The following is a 20,310-nucleotide window of genomic DNA, read 5'->3' as shown; positions in this document are numbered from 1 at the left end:
CTCTAGCGCCGGGATGGCGTACTGCTCAAAAATCAGTCTGATAAATAATATTCAACCGTGGACACCACCCGAACCTTTTTAATATGCGGGTTATTTTTGTCACGATCACTAATCGAAAACTGGCCCTGCGAAGCCCGCTTTATCTTGCCGAGTACGCTATCGGAATCCTCCGCAAACTTCTCGGCAACCGCACGGGCCTGACGAGTCGCTTCCTCAATCATCGGCGGCTTAACCTGATTGAGTTTGGTGAAAATATACTCAGTCTGGGCCTGATAATTATTGCCGTTAAAGGCAATACCCTTTTTACCCAGCTCAGAAAGCTCACGACTCACTTCACGGACTTTCTCTATATTTTCTGAATACACGGTGACCGTTTGCTCGGCGGTATAACGAAAAGGGGAATTACCATTATTGCCATATTGTTGCGCAGACTTGTCGGTAATTGCAGGCGCCGAGATCGAAATTTCGTCACTAGAAAAACCTTTATCCCGTAAAAAGGCTTTGATGGTCGCCACCCGGTCATCCACGAGCACATACAGTTTTGGCAGATCATTATTCGCCTCTGTAAACTGCAACGGCCAAATGGCAACGTCAGCGGTAAACTCCCGCTCAGATAAACCTTTGACTGTCACACTACGTTCAAATTGGCGGTACTGGGTGACAGCAGTGCCTAATAGCATCCCCAAGACGGTAAGTCCGAGCACCAATGAAATACCCAATATCAATGCACTGGCTGGTGAATTCTTAGTGTTCGTCATTCCCTTTCCTCATTGTTATATAGAAGCAAAGCCGGCTATCCAAAGCACTCAGCGCTGTTTAAATTAAAGTGGCAAATACCGCCCTCGTCATCCCACGCAAATCCTCGGCGGCCAACTCAAGCTCTAAGCCACGGCGGCCCGCACTTATATAGATACTTGAAAATTCCCGCGCAGATTCATCAATTACTGTCGCTAATAATTTCTTTTGTCCCAGAGGACTCACCCCACCCAAAACATAGCCAGTTGAGCGCTCAACATCGGCCTGCGCCGCCATGGCAGCTTTCTTAACGCCCAAGGCCTTGGCTGCCTGCTTCATATTTAACTGGGCAGACACGGGGAGTACGGCAACGGCGAGTGCCTTGGTATCTAAGGCCACCACTAGTGTTTTAAAAACCCGCTCTGGCGCAACACCCATTTTTTCCGCCGCCTCCAAACCGTAAGACGCGCTAGCAGGATTGTGCGCATATTCATGAACAATATGCGCTATCTTTTGCTTCTTAAGTAAATTAATTGCCGGCGTCATTATCGATCCACACCACTAAGCCAAACCATAAGCATAAACACCTGCAATTGACCCCGATGGGGGTTTCTAGTTCCAAAACAAGGCTGTAGCGCCGCATGCCAAATCAGACAACCAATAGCGAAGCGCCAAGTAATAACCATTCCTATTTGATACAAGGCGTGTTCGACACTACTACAAGCATCTGTGTGTGATTGAGCACTATTAACGCTATCCATCGCGCAAATACCCTTAAGCAATGTATGGCTTAAGGGGCTGTCGTGCTAAAATTGCGCGCTTTCCCATTTTCACAACAACCCGCAAGGTATGAACACAATATGAGTATGACAGAAACCAGAAAACGGGTTGGATTTGTGAGCTTGGGCTGCCCCAAAGCCTTGGTCGATTCTGAACGCATCCTCACCCAATTACGAATCGACGGCTACGACATTGTGCCAAATTACGACGATGCCGACGTGGTGGTGGTAAACACCTGTGGCTTTATCGATAGCGCAAAACAAGAATCGCTAGATGCCATCGGCGAAGCTCTAAAAGAAAACGGCAAGGTTATTGTTACGGGCTGCATGGGCGATGATGAAAAAATCCGCGCGGTACACCCCAATGTTCTCGCAGTAAGCGGCCCCGCCGCCTACGAAGAAGTAGTTGGCGCAGTACACGAATGGGCGCCCGCCAACAAACAACACGATCCCTTTACCGACCTCGTTCCGCCCCAAGGCGTAAAACTTACACCGCGCCACTACGCCTACTTAAAAATATCTGAAGGCTGTAATCACCGCTGCAGCTTCTGCATTATCCCGTCTATGCGTGGCGATTTAGTCAGCCGCCCCATTGGCAGCGTACTCGAAGAAGCCAAACGTTTAGTGAACGCCGGCGTTCGCGAAATCTTAGTGGTATCGCAAGACACCAGCGCCTACGGCTTAGACACAAAATACAAACTCGACTTTTGGGACGGCCAACCCATTAAAACCCGCATGCTAGAGCTGTGCGAAGCGTTGGGCGAAATGGGTGTGTGGGTGCGTTTGCACTATGTTTACCCCTACCCCCATGTCGACAATGTAATTCCGTTAATGGCGAAAGGCAAAATACTGCCCTATTTAGACATCCCCTTTCAGCACGCCAGCCCCAAAGTGTTGAAGGCCATGAAGCGCCCAGCCCACCAAGAAAAAACCTTGGAGCGCATTAAGAAATGGCGTGAGATCTGTCCAGATTTGGTGATTCGCTCTACCTTTATTGTTGGCTTCCCCGGTGAAACCGAAGAAGACTTCCAGATATTGCTAGACTGGCTACAAGAAGCCCAACTCGACCGCGTCGGTTGCTTTGAATACTCACCCGTTGACGGTGCCACCGCTAACGAGCTAGCCGACCAAGTACCAGAAGACATTAAAAAAGACCGTTGGCAACGGTTTATGGTGGTCGCGCAGGAAATTTCTGCGCAACGCCTACGCGCAAAAATCGGCACTCAGCAAGAAATCCTCATCGACACCGTCGATGAAGAAGGCGCTATTGGCCGCAGCGTCGCCGACGCACCCGAAATCGACGGCAAAGTGTATTTAGACGGCTTCACCGACGTGAAACCCGGCGACGCTCTAGTCGTGAATATCATCGACTCAGACGACTACGACCTGTGGGCTGAACCCGCCTAATGAACCTGCTGCTACTGCAGCCTGATGACTTAGGCACAAACCAAGACCACATAACACTGAGCGATGCGCGCGCAGATCATATTCGCAATGTACTGCGCGCCAATCTTGGCGATACGCTTAAAGTGGGTTTGCTAAACGGGCTAACTGGTAACGCGACCATCACCGCAATCAGCGCCACCAGTGTTAGCCTAGAATTTGAACTGCACACCCCACCGCCGCCAAAATTACCGCTAACCATACTCCTCGCTCTACCTCGTCCCAAAATGGCCAGACGGATTATTCGCGCCGCAACCGAACTGGGCGCAGCAGAAATCATTCTACTTAATAGTTATAGAGTCGAAAAAAGCTACTGGCAAAGCCCCCTCGTCAGCGACGACACTTTGCACAAGGCGATGCTGGAAGGTTTAGAACAAGCCGGAGATACCGTCTTGCCAACGCTGCGCCGCGCAAACCTCTTTAAGCCCTTTGTAGAAGACGTATTACCCAGCCTGCTAGAAAATAAAATAGGCTTACTTGCCCACCCCTACGCCGCAAAATGCCCACCGCAATATATAAAACAAGACTGCGTACTAGCCATAGGCCCAGAAGGTGGCTTTATTCCCTACGAATGTGAAAAGCTCATCGCCGCCGGCATGCAAAGCTTCAGCCTCGGCCCGCGAATTTTAAAAACAGAAACAGCGGTATCTACGCTGATCGGTCGCCTGTTCTTTTAGACACAAATTCCTTCCACACACCTAGAGGCTCCCATATCTGATTAAGATCAGATTTTGCCTCCTCGACATTTTCATTCAATACTTCGCATCTGTATTTATAAACAAACGCAGACACTCTCATATTAGCAGCACAATGAACCCAGATTTTTTCCGTAGCAGCAGCATCCATGGTGCTTACAAACGCAGCGAAATTATCAGCCGTCGGCTTTTTAAAATCTACCGGAATATGAATATACTCAAGCCCCAAATCATTTATTAGTGCCGCTTCATCACTCAATGAATTTTCGGCATCGTGAGGGGCAAGATTAATTATTTTTTTATAGCCAGCCGCTTTAATTAAATAAAACTGCTTCACCGTAGGTTGACCCGATGTCGCTATTTTTCCGCTTATCAAATGATAATTATAAATTCCCTCAAGCGTATTTTTACTTAAATCGAATAGCGTATATTTGCGAATCATAGTCCCCAAAAAGCCGAACATAGTTTTGAAAGTATTCAACGTCATAAATTATCCTTTAAGCGAATATCTCAGACTATATCGACCACTAATCACCAAGCCTAGCGTTTAAGTCCTGTATCTGCTGAGCAATATGGCGGCTTGTTTCTGGCGTTGCCATCACGCCGCTAGACCACTGCACGGCGTACCACAGCACAGTTAAATAGCAGTAAATTAAGCGCCAATTTTTAAGGCCTTGCCTGTCGTTTTCACTTACGGGTCTCGCAAAATATTCGCTTAATAGCAATTCTTGCTGCAACTGATTCAGTGCCTGGCCTTCAACAATTACTGCAAGTTCATAGAAGGGGTCGCCCATTGCGGCGTATTCCCAATCAATTGCGTATAAGCGTCCCTCTTCCGTACTAATTAAATTCTCTCGCAGCAGGTCATTATGGCAAAGACAGGCGCCAGAGCCTAAACGCTTTGCACTTTCGATAAGTGGCATCATTTTATTTGCCACCTTTTTCAAATCTGCCAAGTGCGGCGCGTTTTTAGCTATTGCCTGCCAATAGCGCTCGGCTTTATCGGCAATAGTTAAATATTTATCAATGGCGGGAAGGCGGTGAATACGCTGCAATAGCGTTGCCAATGAGCGAATTCCCTGCTCGTCTGCACGCCAGTGCTTACCCTCTACATAGCGACTCACCACGTATTGATAGTCGCTGTCGTAGTGAATAAGAGGGGCGCACAAACCGGCATCGTCGGCAAGCACCAACACCCGCGCCTCGGTAACCCGATCAAGATTTAATGCTGCGCTTATAGTGGAATTTTTCCGCAATACCATGTCGGTGTTGTCGGCGGATATTAAATAGCTCTTATTTGTTAAACCGCCGAGCAATGGCTTTAATAGGTTGGGTTTAGTTTTACTCCACTTCGGCCAGTCTACTGGGATAATGTCGGCGGATATGTTCATACTTACGATTCAAGCTGCTCGCGTTTATAAATGGCATTCCATTGAAAAAAGCCAATCACCACCAGCACAACATACATAACAAACAATAGCGCGGTTAAGTACAGCTCTCGATCTATGTATAAATAGACCGATGCGCCATCTATGACGATCCAATAAATCCAATTCTCCAGCACCTTGCGAGTCACCATATAGGTTGTGACTACCGCGCCCCAAGTCGTGAATGAATCTAAATAGGGTAGTTCAGCGTGGGTAGAGGTATCTAGCACATAGCCAAAACTCAGGGTTAGCAGGCCCACCACAACAGCGACTATGATGTGTGTTCGCAAAGTCCAGCGGTGGATGCGCAGTTCACTTTGAGTATCGCCCTGTTTACGCCACTGCCACCAACCATAGACGGCCATAACAAGGTAAAAAATCTGCAAGGCAGATTCCATTAGCAAGCTCACGTCCCAAAATAAAAACACGTAGATTGCGGTGCTAATAAATGCGGCATACCAGCACAGGCTATTCTCCTTCATGGCGAGTATTAGGTACGCCAAGGCGAGTACGACCGCGCTCAGCTCCCATAGCGACATCGCCGCTACGGCATCGGCAATCGCGCTGACTACTTGCTCGCTAAACATTGCTTGCCACGGGACTTAAGTCACCGTCAATAAACTTGCAGACAAAAATCGCGCGACCAAACTGCTCGTAAGATAAGCGTATCTCTTTTTTAAGCACGTCCATCACAACGTCGTAATCGCCAAAGACTTGGGTGCTCATGGTATTGGTAATTACTTGTAAGTCTGGGTGAGTATTCAGGCGATCGATAAAGTGTTGAATGGCAGGAATAAACTCGTCTTTTAGAGGGTACATACTGATTTCAACAGAGAGTTTCATTTATACGCTTCCCATGGAATTATTAAAGCAGGCGGCTACATAGCCGCCTTATAAAATGAATAAATTAAAAGGTATAACTAGCCGATACACCGATAACACGCGGTTCGCCAAGCTGAGTATAGGTTTCTGGGGCATAGCCGTTGGCGGGGTTATTGCCGAAGGCATTGCTAAAATAAAAACCTCTGGTTTCGTAATCTTCGTCGGTTAAATTACGGCCCCACAAAGACACATCCCAGTTACTACCGATATACGTTAAGCGAGTATTGACTAGCTCATAGGCGGTGGATTTTTGGTTGTGGCTATTGGAAAAGTAAAATTCGTCTTTGCCTTCCAGCTCCACTCGCAAAATCAGGTTCGCCATTAGCGACACTTCGCTACCCACAAAGAATTGATATTTAGGTGCGTGGGCAACTTCGCGGCCATCTAGACTTACAGGTGCCAAAGCACCGCCATTAATATCGTCTTTTGCGTCAACGTGGGACTGGCTGCTAAAGCCGTCGAACTCTGCATTTAGCAAACCAGCGGCGGCGAAAAAGCGCAGTCGCTCACTAGCAAGATAATTAAGCTCCACTTCTACGCCAGTGGTTTTACCGCCGGCAGCATTGACGAGAAAATCGTCAAAGGAAAAATCATTGGGATCAAATATAGATTGCTTGGCTTGAACCTCACTGCGATCTTGGTAGAACACCGCCACCTGGGCTTGTAGACGACTATCCAGCCATGAACCTTTCATACCTAGCTCATAATTGATCATGTGTTCGGTATCGAACTCATACATATCGCTGCTTATATCAGGGTTTGTTGCCGCCGCCGATATAATACGGCCGTTTACGCCACCCGCCTTATAGCCACGGGAGATTGTGCCGTACACCAGCTTATTCTCAGCGTAGCGGTATTCTAGGGTCAGGTTTCCACCCCACAGATCTTCGTCTTTATTTGAATTTACCAGCAGAGAATCGCTGTAATCGGCATCGCGTTTTTCAAAGCGCAGACCTGACACCAAATCTACTTTGTCACTAAGGCTGCTTCTTAGCTGGCCATAAACCGCCGCATTCTCGGTTTCAAACTGACTAGTAAAGCTAGCATTACGCTCTAGGTCTTCGTCTTCTTGACGTAAATACACACCAACAACCCAACTGCTACTGCCATTAAACAGCGCAGATGCATCCGTAGAAATAAAACGCACATCAGCACTGATGTTGTCTTTATCGCGCTGATAATTATCGACGGAACTGTATTCATCGGGATGGAAACCGACGTAAACCCAGTCTTCGTCGTAGCCGTACTCGGTCTCAGAATTGGCCAGACTTAATACGGTTTCAAGACTGAATAATTCACTACCCGACCAGCGAGTAATCATCGATGCAGCAAAGGTTTCTTGGGCGTCAGTGCCGGGTTGATCGGACTGGGTTTCGCGATTATTAGTTAAAGAAAACGCGTCATAGCCATTGTCAGCGTCTAGGTAAAGAAAGGTGAAGTCCATTTGCAAATCGTCGCTGGCGGCGAAATTCAGTTTGCCCCGCAGCACCGACTCATCAATATTGTTAACGTCATCCTTCCCTAAATAGGTGTTTTCAATATAGCCGTCGGATTGCTGCTTTTGCACCGCAACGCGATAGCCGACCCGCTCACTCAAGGGGCCACTGGCAACCACCGCCAGTGTTTGACTATTGTACTCAGCCACTTCTGCCGACACTTTTACCATGGGCTCTGTGGTCGGCGCTTGGCTAGTCATACTGATCAGGCCAGCTAAGGCATTCGCGCCGTAAACGGTGCCTTGCGGCCCGCGCAGCACTTCTACTTGAGCAATATCCAAGGTACTCGCCGCCAAACCCAAGCCACTAAAATCCATACCGTCGATAATCAAACCAACCGAGGGGCTGACGGGATCAATAAATTGGCTGCGCTCGCCAATGCCGCGAATCTGAAAAAAACGACCGCGTGAGGCACCAGCAGAAAAGTTTACATTGGGCGCTAAGTTCAGTAATTGCTCGATGTTATTGGCGCCACGCGCGCTAATCGTTGCCCCGTCAAATACGCTTACGGTGCTGGCAAGATCAAGCAAGCTGCTGTCACGAAATTGGCTGCTCACAACCATTTCTTCCATATTGGTCGATTTGGCGCCGCCGGCGGCATAACTAACATTAGCCGCCACAAGGCAGGCAGACCAAATTAGGGATTTTGATGTAATAAATGGATTCATGGCTCTCTCATAAGTAGCAAAACTAAGAGACCCGGTACGCGCTAGAAGAGGATTTTTGACGTTACACCTATTCCTACGCCGGTATTAACCGGATCAGGTTCAAGGGTTTGCAAGGTAGACTCATTCAAATCTACCGCATCTCAGGCCGCAGCCACCCCTTAGGTTTTTCGAGCGAGACTATAGCAGAATTGCTTTGTGGCGGGAATTATCGCTAAGCTAACTGACGTTTTGAGGCCGTAGCCAGCTATTGATGAGTCACACTGTTTGAGAACACATTAATCACCACGACGCCGGCCACGATTAAACACATTCCCAACAAGGCGGGCAAATCCAACCTCTGACCGTAATATAGCAGACCGACAATGGCTATTAGCACCACCCCCAAGCCCGACCAAATAGCGTAGGTAATGCCAACAGGCATGGTGCGCAGCACAATGGATAAGCAATAAAATGCAATGCCATAGCCAAGCACAACCGCGATACTAGGCATCAACTTTGAAAAACCGTCCGATGACTTCAATGCACTGGTGGCGATGACCTCAGAAATGACTGCTATCGCCAAGTATATATACGTGTTCATAACTTACCCTCTATGCCATGCTGCTAATGACAACTATGCCGGAAGCAAGAGTGTAAGGGAAAGCCAAGAAAAATATGGAATGAAAAAGAAATAGGCGACTCAGTTTGTTTGAGCCGCATCTTGCTTACGCACTCAATGTGCCTTTTTAGACAGCGCCATAATCAAATCTGCCTCGCTGGCAGAGATACCACAACGCTGCGCCAACTCCGGGGCAGCCATACCCTGACCAGCCATGGTGCTAACTTGTTGATAAAAGCGTGCGTCCTTTTTATCGGCGTCGCTGCGCTGCTGACGCTCGCCTAGCATTTCTAAATATTCTTCTAAGGCCAAAATTCGCTCACCTAACATTGATATTGCGGAGCTTTGATCATCAATCTTACGTTCCAATGCCGCCACCAAAGCACTGCCTGCAGGCTCTTGCTTCACCTCAGCCACACCGCCATCAACCCGACGAGCTTTTAACATAAACATCAGCAAGCCAATGCCGACCAAGCTGAGTAGCAAGCCTAATAGCGATGCCTCGCTTAAATTTTGGCACCACTCAAGGAATTTCATCGGGAACTGCAAATACTCATATTTAGTCATTGTTATCTCACCTTAATACCGCACTGTTCATCACGCCGAGGCTCACTATGCTACGCCGCAGTCCACTCACTGAGCCGCCCTTTAAGGCGAACGATGGCTTGGCTGTGAATTTGGCACACCCGCGATTCACTCACTTCCATAACTTCGCCAATTTCTTTGAGGTTCAAACCGTTTTCGTAATACAGGGCCATCACCAACTTTTCGCGTTCTGGTAAGCCATTAATCTGACTGGCAAGCGCGTGCTGAAAATCATCTTCTAAAACATTCTCTAAGGGTGCGTAGCGATCATCTCCGCCACCAATATCGATGGTATCGCCTTCACCATCACTCATTTGATCGAGACTAAATAAGCGCACAGAACTCGTGTCTCGCAAGATGTCATGGTATTCGTCTAATGAAATATCCATTTCATCAGCAATATCATTCGCCGTTGCCTCTCGCCCTAGGCGGCTCTCAACCTTGCGCACCGCTTCGCTCATTTCACGCAATTGACGAGTAACAGAGCGCGGCGCCCAGCCGCTATGACGCATTTGATCGATCATGGCACCGCGAATACGAATACTGGCAAAGGTTTCAAAACTGGCGCCTTTGTCCATTTGGTAATTGCTGCCCGCTTCTAGCAGACCAATCATTCCCGCCTGAATTAGGTCATCTACTTCAACACTAGCCGGTAAGCGACTCACCAAGTGATAGGCAATTCGCTTAACCAAAGGCGCATGACGACTCACCAGCTCTTCGCGGCTGCCGTACTGCACATTTAGGTAAGCGGAGTGCCCGTTCACATCGCCGCTCCTGCTACCGCGTCATTACTAAACATGCGATCTACAAAGAATTCGATATTGCCACTGGGGCCTGTTGGCATATCCCATTTATCAACGACTTCTGCCAAACGTCTAAACGCCATTGAGGACTCTGCACCAGGGTACAAATCACTGACCGCCTTTTGGCGAGTATCGGCCTTAATTAAATACGGATCGCGGGGAATAAATCCGGCGTACTCTAGGGTGACATCCAAAAATCTCTGTGCCACTTCATTTAAACGCTCGAAACCATCCCGCGCTTGATCATGGCTATTCACCATATTGCGCAGCACCTTAAAACGTTTTATGCCCGCATCGCGGTTCATTACTTTGATGAGTGCATAGGCATCTGCCATCGAGGTAAGTTCGTCAGTCACCACCACCAGCACATATTGGCTAGCACGACTAAAAGTAATAACGCTGTCAGATATACCTGCTGCGGTATCAACAATCATCACATCGTAATCGCCACTCAGTGAACTTAAAGAACGAACAATCGCCGTGTGCTGATCATTACCCAACTCCGCCATTTTCTTTATGCCAGAAGCGGCTGGAATGATTGATATGCCGTCGGGGCCAGGAACCAAAACATCCTCAATTGAACACTTACCATCCAGTACGTGAGACAAATTCCATTTCGGCTTGAGGCCCAACATAATGTCGACGTTGGCAAGACCAAGGTCAGCGTCCATCAGCAATACCCGATTACCGCGTCGCGCTAATTGGCACGCCAAATTTACCGACACATTGGTTTTACCAACGCCACCTTTACCACTGCTGACAGCTATTACTTTTACTGCGCTCATTGTTTTTATCACTCTCCCGATACATTTTTCACCACCCCAGTTTCGATGGCAGCGGATTATTAAACTATCGTTCCTTTATCTTATGATCTTTGGCCTAACATTGATCTACGCACTATCACTAACATATTGATTATATTGCGCTAAACTCGCACATTTAATGACGATCCACGCTGAGTTTGTCTAGCCATTGCCACCTCCGCCGGTGCAGATTCTGCACGTTTCTCAGGCTCTTGCGGCGCCGTACTCGGCTGGCGCTTATGCTCAAAGGCTTTGGTCATACGAACAGCCATATTCACTAACTTTGAGGCATCCGCAGCGGACAAATTTTGCGGAACCCGAGGGCCATTCGCACACCACACCAAAGGTAGACGGTGCTGAATTAAATTAGACATCGCGCCACCTAAACGCATGGCTTCATCAATCCGAGTCAGTACTGCCCCGCTGGCATTAAACGCAGCGTAGGCATCGATAATTTCACTTTGCACATAGTTCTCAGTATCTGCGGGCAACGTTAAAAACACCTGCACACCTTGCATCGCCGCGACTAAGCGATGAAGTTCGCTAATGCCCTGTTTATCTCGGAAAGAAATACCCGCTGTGTCGATCAGAACTAAATTCTTTTTGCGAAGTAAGCGATAGGTTTTCACCGCCTCTTCTTCATCTGCAGCAACGTGAACCGNCACTTGCAAAATACGACCGTAAGCCCGCAACTGCTCCTGAGCGCCAACTCTGGCGGTATCGGTCGTTAAGATTGCAATATCGCTGCGGCCATGAGTAAGAACATATTGCGCGGCAATTTTGGCGATTGTTGTGGTTTTACCGGCACCCTGTGGGCCGACTAAACAAATCGCACCTGAAGCTGGAGGCGTAGCTACCGACAATTTTTTTATCAATAACATTTTGAGCATTTCACGCTGCAAGCTCGTCGTTTCATCAGCGGGAATCTCAGCGCACAACTGCTTGCCTAAAGCCGGATCGATATCCATTGCCGAGAGAAAGGCATTCAACTCTTCATATTCAGGAGTTTGATGACTGGCCTGCTGCCAGCTATGGCCTTTAAGTTGATCCATGAGCATGGTTTTCATCGACGCCAACTCGTGCTTCATGGTCAGCAGCTCTTCGTTCTGCGACCAAACAACTTGCGGGCCGGCGGCGGCTTCGCGATTAGGCGCAACAGTCTCCTTAGCAGCAACCGGTGCCGATTGCTCCTCCGCTTTCTTACGACGATTAAACAAGGCATCCAACGCCGTTGGCTCGCGCTCACTTCTGGTATCGCGCGAAGATGCCAAATTGGCCTGAGCAGATGCAAACATTGTTGAGGAATGCGTGGCTGGCGCGCTGCTTTCAATCAGTTCTTCAAGGCTGACCACAACTTCGACACCACCGGCAATACTGCGGCAATCTAATATAACGGCGTCGGGGCCATGTGCTGCGCGTACCAGACGCATCGCTTGCTGAGTGTCAGCGGCTTGATATTTTTTTACTTGCATAAGCTTCTCCAGCACATTTCATTTCTCAAGAAATGCATTAACTTAATCTTCGTCACAGCCCTAAACGCTATTTCAAACATGCTAATTTAGGCGCCCTTGCTGACCGATGGTTGATAACAACCTTACTTGCTTGCTGTCTGGTACTTCGTTGTACGACAACACCGCTAAACCTGGCACGCTGCGCCGCGTAAATCGTGACACCCAAGAGCGTATCGACGGTGACACCAATACTACAGCGGGCTGTCCGGCAATTTCTTGGCGCTGACTATATTCAGCCAATTCATTCTGTAAACGCTCTGCGATCCCCGGTTCTAATCCCGCCGCGCCAGCATTGCCTCGCAACATGTCTTGCAACAACTGTTCCAAATCAGGGTCTAGTGCAGAAACCGGCAATTCTTCTTCTAAGCCATTGATTTCCTGAACAATCATTCGTCCCAAGGCAACACGAACACCCTCCAATAATTCGTCAGGATTTTTGCTACGCGGTGCTTGCTCCGCCAAACTTTCGGCGATCATGCGAATACTTCTAATCGACACACCTTCTTTTAGCAGGTTTTGCAAAACCCTAACCACAATACTGAGTGGCAATTGTTTCGGCACCACGTTTTCAACTAAACGTGGATCTGTTTTAGCTAGGCGATCTAATAGTTGCTGAACTTCTTCGTGGCCTAATAACTCATGAGCGTGTTGTTTAATAATTTGACTTAGGTGTGTGGCAATAACCGTACAAGGATCTACCACGGTGTAGCCCTGGGTTTGCGCTTGATCTCGCTGGCTAGAATCTATCCACACTGCATCCATGCCAAAGGCCGGGTCTTTAGTCGCTGCGCCACGCAAAGTACCGTGCGCACCGCCGGGATTAATCGCCAATTCTTTGCCGGCCTGAATATCGCCCTGCGCTATCGTGTCTCCCAACAACTGGATACGGTAGCTGCTTGGCTGCAATTCTAAGTTATCGCGTATATGTACCGGCTGAATTAAAAAGCCCAAATCCTTAGATAGTTTTTTACGCACACCGGTAATTCTTGCAATCAGCTCGCCCCCTTGATTGCGATCTACGAGTGGAATTAAGCGGTAACCAACTTCTAAACTGACCACATCCATAGGTGTAACTTCATCCCAGCTAAGCTCACTGGGTTCCCGTGCGGCGGGCAATTCTTCAATATTTTCATCTTCATCGAGCAATTCTGGCGTATTTTTCTTTTGGTTTTGCATCCACCAGCCACTACCACCGCAGGCTGCGGCCAACAATAAAAACACAAGGTTAGGCATGCCCGGGATAATGCCGATAAGACCTAGCAATGTTGCCGACATATACAAGACATTTGGGTTGGCAAACATTTGGCTAACAATTTGTTTGCCCATATTTTGTGAGCGAGAGATCCGCGTCACAATAATCGCCACCGCTGTAGACAGTAGCAAAGAAGGTAGCTGCGCCACCAAACCATCGCCGATGGTGAGCAACGTATAGTTATGCATGGCCTGCGCAAACGACAGCCCATGCTGGGCCATACCGACCCCAAGACCACCGATAACATTAATGAACAAAATCATAATGCCGGCCACGGCATCGCCGCGTACAAATTTACTAGCACCATCCATAGAGCCGTAAAAATCAGCCTCGGTACGCACTTCCTCACGGCGACGGCTCGCCTCTTCCTGATTTAATAAACCGGCGTTTAAATCTGAATCTATTGCCATTTGTTTGCCGGGCATGGCATCTAGAGTGAAGCGCGCAGTTACCTCAGACACCCGTCCTGCACCCTTAGTTACTACCACAAAATTGATAACAACCAGTATTATGAATACCACAATGCCGACGACATAATTACCGCCGATAACAAACTCGCCGAAGGATTCAATTACCTTACCCGCCGCGCCCGGGCCAGTATGACCTTCTAATAAGACAACTCGGGTTGACGCTACATTCAAGGCCAAGCGCAGCAAGGTGGCCAATAGCAAAACCGTCGGAAAAACCGAGAAATCGATGGGTCGCTCGACGTAAATTACCGCCAAAATAATGACCAGCGACAAAGTAATATTGAAGGTAAATAATAGATCCAGTAGGAATGGCGGCATAGGTATAACGAGCATACCCAAACATGCAATTAACAATAGCAACACACCAATACCGCTATCTGCGGTCTTTTGTAGCCATCCCGGCATTACTAGTGCTTGTGTCGCCATATTTGGTCTCTTATCTATAACGTGTTGCGCAGTAATGGACACACTACTAATGCGCCAATATTTCGTCGTTATAGAATAGAGTTGCAACAAGGGGGCCAATAAAGATAAGGGTAAATACGGATGCTAGGTGTACTTACAGAAGATTGCCCAAGTATTCATCCGCAATCTCAGGCTCTGGTGCTTCGGGGTAGTCGCCGCCCATCGTTTCCCAGCTCCGTAATTGGTATACATAGGTCAAAATTTGTGCCACAGCCAAATACAAGCCGCCGGGAATTTCCGCGTCTAAATCTGTGCTGGCAAAAACCGCCCTTGCCAAACGCGGCGACTCTACAATCGGCACATCATGCTCGGCCGCCAGCTCACGAATTTTTGCGGCAATATTGTCGGCACCTTTAGCCAATAGCATAGGTGCACCCATGCGAGCTTCATCGTATTTCAAGGCGACGGCAAAATGGGTGGGGTTGGTAATGATCACATCCGCAGTAGGTACCTTCTCCATCATGCGATTATTCGCAGCCGCTTGCTGCATTTCACGTAGTTTGGCTTTTACTTCTGGACGACCGTCAGATTCCTTGTGCTCGTCGCGCACTTCTTGGCGGGTCATTTTTAATTCTTTATTAAAATTCCATATTTGCCACGGTACATCCACCGCCGCTATCGCGACCAGCGGCAAACTCACCACAAAGAAAAACCACACCAATAGCCGCGCGCTATGAGCTATGGCATCTTTGGGAGACTGCAGCCCCAAGGCAAGAATATCATCGGCCATACCTGACAGTAGCCACACCGCAGCCACACCGATAAATACCATTTTCAAGATGGCTTTACCGAGTTCCCCCAGACTGCGCAAGGAAAACAATTTGGCGATGCCTTTAATGGGATCCATTCGCTCTGGCTTCACGCTTAGACTAAAGGTCCAACCACCCAGAATAGTTGATGACACCATTACTGCAGCCAAGGCTATAGCAAGTATTGGCCAAATTGAAAGTAGGCCAGTCACCAGCGTTTTATACAAACGCGATACGATAAGTGTTTCGCTCTCTACCAATAAAAACTCCGGCGAGAGACTACTCGCCAATAAGTCCTTTAACGCTAGGGCTAATTCTCCCCCCGTAAAAAGCAGCATCGCAGCGCCGCCTACTGTCACCATCATGGTGGTGAGTTCTTTTGAGCGTGTTACCTGGCCTTTCTTTTTGGCATCGGCCAATTTCTTGGCCGATGCCTCTTCTGTGCGTTCCTGACCGTCTTCGTTCTCAGCCACAGATCAGGCTCCAAGAAACAGTTCGACAGCAATAAACGCGCTGCCCAACATAGACGTGAGTAATGGCAATAAATTTGGCAGCAGGCGATCAACCACCAAAAACCCGATTAACATCGCAATAGGAAAACCCACCGCAAATAAATTTAAGGTCGGCGCTGCGCGGCTCACAATACCAACGGCAAGCTGCACCACCAACAAAGCCACAACGGCGGGAATGGCGACTCTAATGGCACCCGTAAACAGCTCTGCGCCGCGCATCCATACAACGTTAAGTTGGTCTGGCGAGACGCCGTCGCCAGCCACTGGCCAATATTCAAAACTACGTGCCAGCAAGGCCAAAAAGTCGATGTGGCCATTCATGGCGACAAAAATAAGCATGACAAAAATTAATAAAAACTGCGACAAAACCGGTACTTGGGCTCCGCGCTGTGGATCTACCATCATCGCAAATCCGAGCCCCATCCCCATGGCAATAATCTGGCCGGCTAGGATAATAGCGTCAAATACCAATTGAACAATAAAGCCAATGCAAACCCCAATAAGTAATTCATTAGCGGCGAGTAAGATCGCCTCGTAGCCAATTAAATTCATCACCGGCGGCGCAGGTAACATCGGTAAAATAGCGGCGGTAATAAACACAGCAAGCAGGATACGCGCCCGTGGCGGAATATACGCAGCGCTAAACAATGGCGCGGTTAGCATCGCCCCACCAATACGCAGAAACGGCAACCACGCGGATGCGAGCATAATACTGAGCTGGTCTGGCGTCGGCGCAATCACGTCAAGCTTACCCGACTAAGCTCGGAATCATGGCAAATAATTGGCGGGTATAATCAATAAGCTGTCCGAGCATCCATGGCCCGGTGATCCCCATAACAACAATCAACACAACTAGCTTAGGAATAAAACTCAAGGTCATGTCTTGAATTTGAGTTGCCGCCTGAAACATACCTATGGCCAAACCTGCGGCCAGTGCCGACAACAACAAAGGCGCGGCTAAAAGGACGGTGACGTTCATAGCCTGACGGCCGATTTCGATTACCGTGTCTGCATTCATAGCAAGGCCTCATTGAATTGGTTTATCGCGGGTATTGCCACTGCCGTTGAAGTCGTCATTGATAGAAACTCGCCGCCAATGAGCCCATAACCAAGCCCCAGCCATCGACTAACACAAACAACATAATCTTGAAGGGCAACGAAATCATCATGGGGGACAACATCATCATACCCATCGACATCAATACACTAGCCACAACAAGGTCGATAACCACAAAGGGAATGAATAATAAGAAGCCAATCTGGAATGCGGTCTTTAATTCGCTTGTAAGAAATGACGCCATCAAAATAGTGAACGGCACGTCCTCTGGTTTATCAAACTGCTGCATACCAGCGATCTCGGCAAAACGGCCGATATCTTCTTCGCGGGTTTGCCGCAACATAAATTCTCGAAAGGGTTGGAAGCCACGTTCAAGTGCTTGGTCAAAATTAATCTCTTCCGCAATATACGGTTTGATGGCATCGGTATAAGCCACTTCTGCCACCGGATGCATAATGAACAAGGTAAGAAACAGTGCGAGGCTCAATAATATTTGGTTAGATGGCGTTTGGCCTGTACCTAGTGCTTGTCGCAAGATCGACAATACAATCATGATACGAGTGAAGGCCGTCATGCCTAATAGTATTGCTGGCAATAAGGTCAGCGCCGTCATCACCGCCAATAATTGCAGCGACACAGTATATTCTTGACCACCAGCCGGTGTCGGCACCGACGTCACCGCCGGCAAGGCTAAGGGCGCCGCATTGGCTAGCAGCGGAAATCCACATAGGCAAAGCAACATTGCAATACGCGAGAGCTTCATACCTGCTCTCCCGTGTTCTTTGTGGCCGATGGCGTCAGTTGACGCTTAGCCAATAACTTTGCGAAGGCCGACTCTGGGGGCTTGGTGTTTTCATCATCTGGCGCAGATGGCCAGCTGTGCAATGTATTGATTGCCGCCGCCGTACAACCCAGTAACAATTTTTCATTACCTACCTGCACTACGATCAGTTTTTCTTTCATACTGAGCGGAATTTGTGACACTAAGCTCACACCGCTCTGCCCTGTTGCGGCCACCAAACGACTGCGTTTAAGTATCCACGTTAAGCCAACGATACATAAAATCACAAACAGTAAACTGCCAATCATTCCAGTAACATCGAAAGACGGCCCAGTAGGTAAGCTCGCCGATGCCACTGCGCTAGTCGCTTGCTCTTCTGCCCACAATGGCTGCGACAGCAGCAAGGCTGGAACACAGAGCGACAAGCTAATTACTCGGCGGATGAGGCAAGCAACTAAACTAGGCATTAGTGACGCTCGCGATCATCTTGACCAACTACTTCGGTCAGCATGATGCCGTACTTATCCTTCACCACAACAATTTCACCCCGTGCGACCAGCGTGCCGTTCACTAGGACGTCCAATGGTGTGCCCGCTGCACGATCTAACTCAATAATCGCGCCCTGATTCAAATCCCGCAGATCACGGATACTCATTTTTGTTCTACCTACTTCAACGGCAACACTTACGTTGACGTCCATAATCATGTCCAGACTCATATCCTTGGTCATGCGCCCGCTTCCTGTTCTTTCCGTTTTGGTGTGTGTGGCATTTTTTTCAGTCAAAATAGCGCTTTCTTTTGTGGCAGCTTGATGTTGTGGAGCCTCACTACCGCCACTGATTTGCTCGTCATTTATTTGATCAGTCATCGTTCGTCCTCAGTGCTGATGTCGATTCGTTTCCGACCTGCCGGTCAAACGAACAGCAAGCTTTTCGTCATTGCTGCCAAATCGACCATGCATAAACGGCGTGTCATCGATCATAAGAACAACGTCTTCTGCCGACGGAATGTCGATAACATCACCAATTTTCAATAATGAAACTCGCTTTAAACTCATACGGGTTTCCGCCAAAATGGCTACCAGTTCAATCGGTGCCATCTCCAAACCTTCCCTCAAGCGTTCACGCCAATCTGCGCTCGAAGCCTTTGTTGTCGGTTTAGCGGGGTCACTTAAACTATCGCGCACCGCGTCTATGGCACTCCACGGCACTATCGACCACAGCCCACCAGAGAACTCACCAACGTTAACAATAAAGCGGGTCGCGACCAGTGAATCTGCTTCGCCTATACTGTCCAACATGCGCGGATCACTAACTTGGGTGGCGATACTTGGCTCAGTTTTAATAACCGATTTCCAGGCAGTGCCGATGTCACTTAGCAGCGCAGCATTGAGCATTTCCATAAAGCTAAACTCTGATACCGACAGCTGTTCACGTTGACCTTTTTGAAGGCTACCGGAACCACCGAAGTAGCGATCGACCATCTGAAAAACCAAATCAGATTCGAATGCCAATAAAATATTCGCATTCATGGGTAATCCGCGCACCACCGAAATGCTGCAGGGCGCCGGCAAGGTATTCAGCATTTCATCAAATTTCATTACCGTTATTTTATCGACCCGCACTGCATCAACCGACGATACAAACTCACGCATGCGATCTCTGGTCGCCGTAGCAAATTGAGACTGAATAAGTGACAGGGCGGGAATCAAACGTTGGATAGCATAGTCTTGACGAGCTAAATTATATTTCGCGCGGCTGGGATCGTTTTCATCCTCACCGGCCATCAGCGCTTCTAATTCTTCTGGGTCGAGAATATCGCTCATGTCGTCACCCTCACTGAATCACGAACTTGGTGAAGTAGACAGCCTCTACACCGCCCTTACCAGATTCAGAAGTCAGCACGCCATTGATTGTGACTAGCGCTTGTTCCTGAAGATTCTGACGCTGTTCGACGGTAGCGACTGCTTCGCGGTCTAAATTACTAAACAGCATTAGCAAGTCGTTTCGAATGCGGGGTTCGTATTGTTCAATACGAGAGAACACATCATCGCGGCGCGACATTAATTCTATTTCAATCATTAAAAATCGAATGCTGCGTTCATTCTGTAAATTAATAACAAAGGAAGGCGACAGGCTGTAATACTCAGGCTCCTTTTTCTGACTGGCTGCAGCAGCTTCAGCGCTGGCGCTGTCACCGGCCACAGGCTCGGGTGCGGGATCATTCATAAAAAACCATGTCCCCCCCACTGCGCCGGCCAAGNCCAAGATCTGCACTGCGATCATAATAATTTTCTTATTCATAGCTTTTCCAAATTCCTTAGCCGCCACAAAATCAGCATTCCTACAGAGTTAGAGCAAGCCCTATGCCAACCAAAATTATCTTTAAATAACAGTAGCTTACTAATACAGAACATAAAAACGACAATAATTTGGCGGACTTGGCAAAACCCTGAGCCACTGTATCAACACAGAAAATTGGCACCATTAGTAATAACCACAGCGGGTGTAGGTTTAGTCGGATGGCGGATGGCGGATGGCGGATGGCGGATGGTGAGTGTCGGGTGTCGGGTGTCGGGTGTCGGGTGTCGGGTGTCGGG

23 protein-coding genes and 1 riboswitch are annotated in these 20,310 nt (G+C 48.4%); of the genes, 2 read left to right on the top strand and 21 right to left on the bottom strand.

Annotated elements, in window-relative coordinates; translation table 11 throughout:
* Positions 1-32: 32 nt before the first annotated feature.
* A complete protein-coding gene (locus GVJ32_RS09750; protein WP_159239875.1) occupies positions 33-758 on the bottom strand; it encodes an SIMPL domain-containing protein in 726 nt (241 codons plus the stop codon).
* 58 nt (positions 759-816) lie between these two features.
* Positions 817-1,281, bottom strand: a complete 465-nt coding sequence (gene ybaK, locus GVJ32_RS09745) for a Cys-tRNA(Pro) deacylase (RefSeq protein WP_159239874.1) — start codon at positions 1,279-1,281, stop codon at positions 817-819.
* 314 nt (positions 1,282-1,595) lie between these two features.
* Between ybaK and rimO the strand changes: the two genes are divergently transcribed.
* Together rimO and GVJ32_RS09735 are read left to right on the top strand one after the other, a co-directional pair.
* Positions 1,596-2,921, top strand: coding sequence for a 30S ribosomal protein S12 methylthiotransferase RimO (gene rimO / locus GVJ32_RS09740; protein WP_159239873.1), 1,326 nt, complete (start codon positions 1,596-1,598; stop codon positions 2,919-2,921).
* Positions 2,921-3,634 (top strand): 16S rRNA (uracil(1498)-N(3))-methyltransferase, encoded by a 714-nt coding sequence (locus GVJ32_RS09735; RefSeq protein ID WP_159239872.1) that lies wholly within the window; start codon positions 2,921-2,923, stop codon positions 3,632-3,634. Before rimO ends, GVJ32_RS09735 begins: the two co-directional genes overlap by 1 nt.
* Here the strand turns inward: GVJ32_RS09735 and GVJ32_RS09730 are convergent.
* The 19 genes from GVJ32_RS09730 to GVJ32_RS09640 all read right to left on the bottom strand — a co-directional run bounded on the left by GVJ32_RS09730 (position 3,606) and on the right by GVJ32_RS09640 (position 19,939).
* Positions 3,606-4,139: a protein tyrosine phosphatase family protein gene (locus GVJ32_RS09730; RefSeq protein ID WP_200841396.1), complete on the bottom strand. Its 534-nt coding sequence runs from the start codon at positions 4,137-4,139 to the stop codon at positions 3,606-3,608. The genes GVJ32_RS09735 and GVJ32_RS09730 overlap by 29 nt on opposite strands.
* 40 nt (positions 4,140-4,179) lie before the next feature.
* On the bottom strand, positions 4,180-5,043 hold the full coding sequence (locus GVJ32_RS09725; RefSeq protein WP_159239871.1) for a choline kinase family protein: 864 nt from the start codon (positions 5,041-5,043) through the stop codon (positions 4,180-4,182).
* A 2-nt stretch (positions 5,044-5,045) separates the two neighbouring features.
* Positions 5,046-5,666, bottom strand: a complete 621-nt coding sequence (pnuC, locus tag GVJ32_RS09720) for a nicotinamide riboside transporter PnuC (protein WP_159239870.1) — start codon at positions 5,664-5,666, stop codon at positions 5,046-5,048.
* Positions 5,659-5,922, bottom strand: a complete 264-nt coding sequence (locus tag GVJ32_RS09715) for a YkoF family thiamine/hydroxymethylpyrimidine-binding protein (protein ID WP_159239869.1) — start codon at positions 5,920-5,922, stop codon at positions 5,659-5,661. The genes pnuC and GVJ32_RS09715 overlap by 8 nt, the downstream gene beginning before the upstream one ends.
* Before the next feature lie 64 nt (positions 5,923-5,986).
* Positions 5,987-8,125 carry a TonB-dependent receptor gene (locus GVJ32_RS09710; protein ID WP_159239868.1) on the bottom strand — a complete coding sequence of 713 codons (2,139 nt, stop codon included), beginning with the start codon at positions 8,123-8,125 and terminating at the stop codon, positions 5,987-5,989.
* A gap of 53 nt (positions 8,126-8,178) precedes the next feature.
* Positions 8,179-8,294: riboswitch (TPP riboswitch) on the bottom strand.
* A 75-nt stretch (positions 8,295-8,369) separates the two neighbouring features.
* Positions 8,370-8,705: a DMT family transporter gene (locus GVJ32_RS09705; RefSeq protein WP_159239867.1), complete on the bottom strand. Its 336-nt coding sequence runs from the start codon at positions 8,703-8,705 to the stop codon at positions 8,370-8,372.
* Between the two features lie 132 nt (positions 8,706-8,837).
* Positions 8,838-9,290 carry a DUF2802 domain-containing protein gene (locus tag GVJ32_RS09700; RefSeq protein ID WP_159239866.1) on the bottom strand — a complete coding sequence of 151 codons (453 nt, stop codon included), beginning with the start codon at positions 9,288-9,290 and terminating at the stop codon, positions 8,838-8,840.
* A 50-nt stretch (positions 9,291-9,340) separates the two neighbouring features.
* Entirely contained in the window at positions 9,341-10,072 is a 732-nt protein-coding gene (locus GVJ32_RS09695; RefSeq protein ID WP_159239865.1) for an RNA polymerase sigma factor FliA, read from the bottom strand.
* Positions 10,069-10,896, bottom strand: coding sequence for a MinD/ParA family protein (locus tag GVJ32_RS09690; RefSeq protein WP_159239864.1), 828 nt, complete (start codon positions 10,894-10,896; stop codon positions 10,069-10,071). Before GVJ32_RS09690 ends, GVJ32_RS09695 begins: the two co-directional genes overlap by 4 nt.
* 140 nt (positions 10,897-11,036) lie before the next feature.
* Positions 11,037-12,386, bottom strand: a complete 1,350-nt coding sequence (gene flhF, locus GVJ32_RS09685; RefSeq protein WP_159239863.1) for a flagellar biosynthesis protein FlhF — start codon at positions 12,384-12,386, stop codon at positions 11,037-11,039.
* A gap of 81 nt (positions 12,387-12,467) precedes the next feature.
* A complete protein-coding gene (gene flhA, locus GVJ32_RS09680; protein ID WP_200841395.1) occupies positions 12,468-14,573 on the bottom strand; it encodes a flagellar biosynthesis protein FlhA in 2,106 nt (701 codons plus the stop codon).
* A 133-nt stretch (positions 14,574-14,706) separates the two neighbouring features.
* Positions 14,707-15,834: a flagellar biosynthesis protein FlhB gene (flhB, locus tag GVJ32_RS09675; protein ID WP_159239862.1), complete on the bottom strand. Its 1,128-nt coding sequence runs from the start codon at positions 15,832-15,834 to the stop codon at positions 14,707-14,709.
* Between the two features lie 3 nt (positions 15,835-15,837).
* Complete coding sequence (gene fliR, locus GVJ32_RS09670) at positions 15,838-16,614, bottom strand: flagellar biosynthetic protein FliR (protein ID WP_159239861.1); 777 nt, start codon at positions 16,612-16,614, stop codon at positions 15,838-15,840.
* Between the two features lie 7 nt (positions 16,615-16,621).
* Positions 16,622-16,891: a flagellar biosynthesis protein FliQ gene (gene fliQ / locus GVJ32_RS09665; RefSeq protein WP_159239860.1), complete on the bottom strand. Its 270-nt coding sequence runs from the start codon at positions 16,889-16,891 to the stop codon at positions 16,622-16,624.
* Between the two features lie 55 nt (positions 16,892-16,946).
* The gene (gene fliP, locus GVJ32_RS09660; RefSeq protein WP_435808076.1) at positions 16,947-17,693 is read right to left on the bottom strand and encodes a flagellar type III secretion system pore protein FliP; all 747 of its coding nucleotides are present in this window, start codon (positions 17,691-17,693) and stop codon (positions 16,947-16,949) included.
* Entirely contained in the window at positions 17,690-18,178 is a 489-nt protein-coding gene (gene fliO, locus GVJ32_RS09655; protein ID WP_159239859.1) for a flagellar biosynthetic protein FliO, read from the bottom strand. Before fliO ends, fliP begins: the two co-directional genes overlap by 4 nt.
* Complete coding sequence (fliN, locus tag GVJ32_RS09650) at positions 18,178-18,579, bottom strand: flagellar motor switch protein FliN (protein ID WP_200841394.1); 402 nt, start codon at positions 18,577-18,579, stop codon at positions 18,178-18,180. Before fliN ends, fliO begins: the two co-directional genes overlap by 1 nt.
* Positions 18,580-18,588: 9 nt before the next feature.
* Entirely contained in the window at positions 18,589-19,536 is a 948-nt protein-coding gene (locus tag GVJ32_RS09645) for a flagellar motor switch protein FliM (protein ID WP_159239858.1), read from the bottom strand.
* Positions 19,537-19,546: 10 nt separating this feature from the next.
* Positions 19,547-19,939, bottom strand: coding sequence for a flagellar basal body-associated FliL family protein (locus GVJ32_RS09640; protein ID WP_435808077.1), 393 nt, complete (start codon positions 19,937-19,939; stop codon positions 19,547-19,549).
* Positions 19,940-20,310: the final 371 nt, after the last annotated feature.

This window comes from Zhongshania aliphaticivorans, from assembly GCF_902705855.1.
Lineage (GTDB): Bacteria > Pseudomonadota > Gammaproteobacteria > Pseudomonadales > Spongiibacteraceae > Spongiibacter > Spongiibacter aliphaticivorans_B.
The sequence above is the reverse complement of the archived record's forward strand: the minus strand, read 5'-3'. Positions and strand labels throughout refer to the sequence as shown.

Bases quoted from the DNA above. Each gene is read 5' to 3' on its own strand.
- pnuC (WP_159239870.1), bottom strand. From the start codon at position 5,666: ATGTTTAGCGAGCAAGTAGTCAGCGCGATTGCCGATGCCGTAGCGGCG.
- GVJ32_RS09735 (WP_159239872.1), top strand. From the start codon at position 2,921: ATGAACCTGCTGCTACTGCAGCCTGATGACTTAGGCACAAACCAAGAC.
- GVJ32_RS09690 (WP_159239864.1), bottom strand. From the start codon at position 10,896: ATGAGCGCAGTAAAAGTAATAGCTGTCAGCAGTGGTAAAGGTGGCGTT.
- rimO (WP_159239873.1), top strand. From the start codon at position 1,596: ATGAGTATGACAGAAACCAGAAAACGGGTTGGATTTGTGAGCTTGGGC.
- GVJ32_RS09750 (WP_159239875.1), bottom strand. From the start codon at position 758: ATGACGAACACTAAGAATTCACCAGCCAGTGCATTGATATTGGGTATT.
- ybaK (WP_159239874.1), bottom strand. From the start codon at position 1,281: ATGACGCCGGCAATTAATTTACTTAAGAAGCAAAAGATAGCGCATATT.
- GVJ32_RS09710 (WP_159239868.1), bottom strand. From the start codon at position 8,125: ATGAATCCATTTATTACATCAAAATCCCTAATTTGGTCTGCCTGCCTT.
- GVJ32_RS09640 (WP_435808077.1), bottom strand. From the start codon at position 19,939: ATGAATGATCCCGCACCCGAGCCTGTGGCCGGTGACAGCGCCAGCGCT.
- GVJ32_RS09730 (WP_200841396.1), bottom strand. From the start codon at position 4,139: ATGACGTTGAATACTTTCAAAACTATGTTCGGCTTTTTGGGGACTATG.
- GVJ32_RS09705 (WP_159239867.1), bottom strand. From the start codon at position 8,705: ATGAACACGTATATATACTTGGCGATAGCAGTCATTTCTGAGGTCATC.
- fliQ (WP_159239860.1), bottom strand. From the start codon at position 16,891: ATGAATGCAGACACGGTAATCGAAATCGGCCGTCAGGCTATGAACGTC.
- fliP (WP_435808076.1), bottom strand. From the start codon at position 17,693: ATGAAGCTCTCGCGTATTGCAATGTTGCTTTGCCTATGTGGATTTCCG.
- GVJ32_RS09725 (WP_159239871.1), bottom strand. From the start codon at position 5,043: ATGAACATATCCGCCGACATTATCCCAGTAGACTGGCCGAAGTGGAGT.
- flhA (WP_200841395.1), bottom strand. From the start codon at position 14,573: ATGGCGACACAAGCACTAGTAATGCCGGGATGGCTACAAAAGACCGCA.
- fliN (WP_200841394.1), bottom strand. From the start codon at position 18,579: ATGACTGATCAAATAAATGACGAGCAAATCAGTGGCGGTAGTGAGGCT.
- fliO (WP_159239859.1), bottom strand. From the start codon at position 18,178: ATGCCTAGTTTAGTTGCTTGCCTCATCCGCCGAGTAATTAGCTTGTCG.
- GVJ32_RS09645 (WP_159239858.1), bottom strand. From the start codon at position 19,536: ATGAGCGATATTCTCGACCCAGAAGAATTAGAAGCGCTGATGGCCGGT.
- GVJ32_RS09700 (WP_159239866.1), bottom strand. From the start codon at position 9,290: ATGACTAAATATGAGTATTTGCAGTTCCCGATGAAATTCCTTGAGTGG.
- GVJ32_RS09715 (WP_159239869.1), bottom strand. From the start codon at position 5,922: ATGAAACTCTCTGTTGAAATCAGTATGTACCCTCTAAAAGACGAGTTT.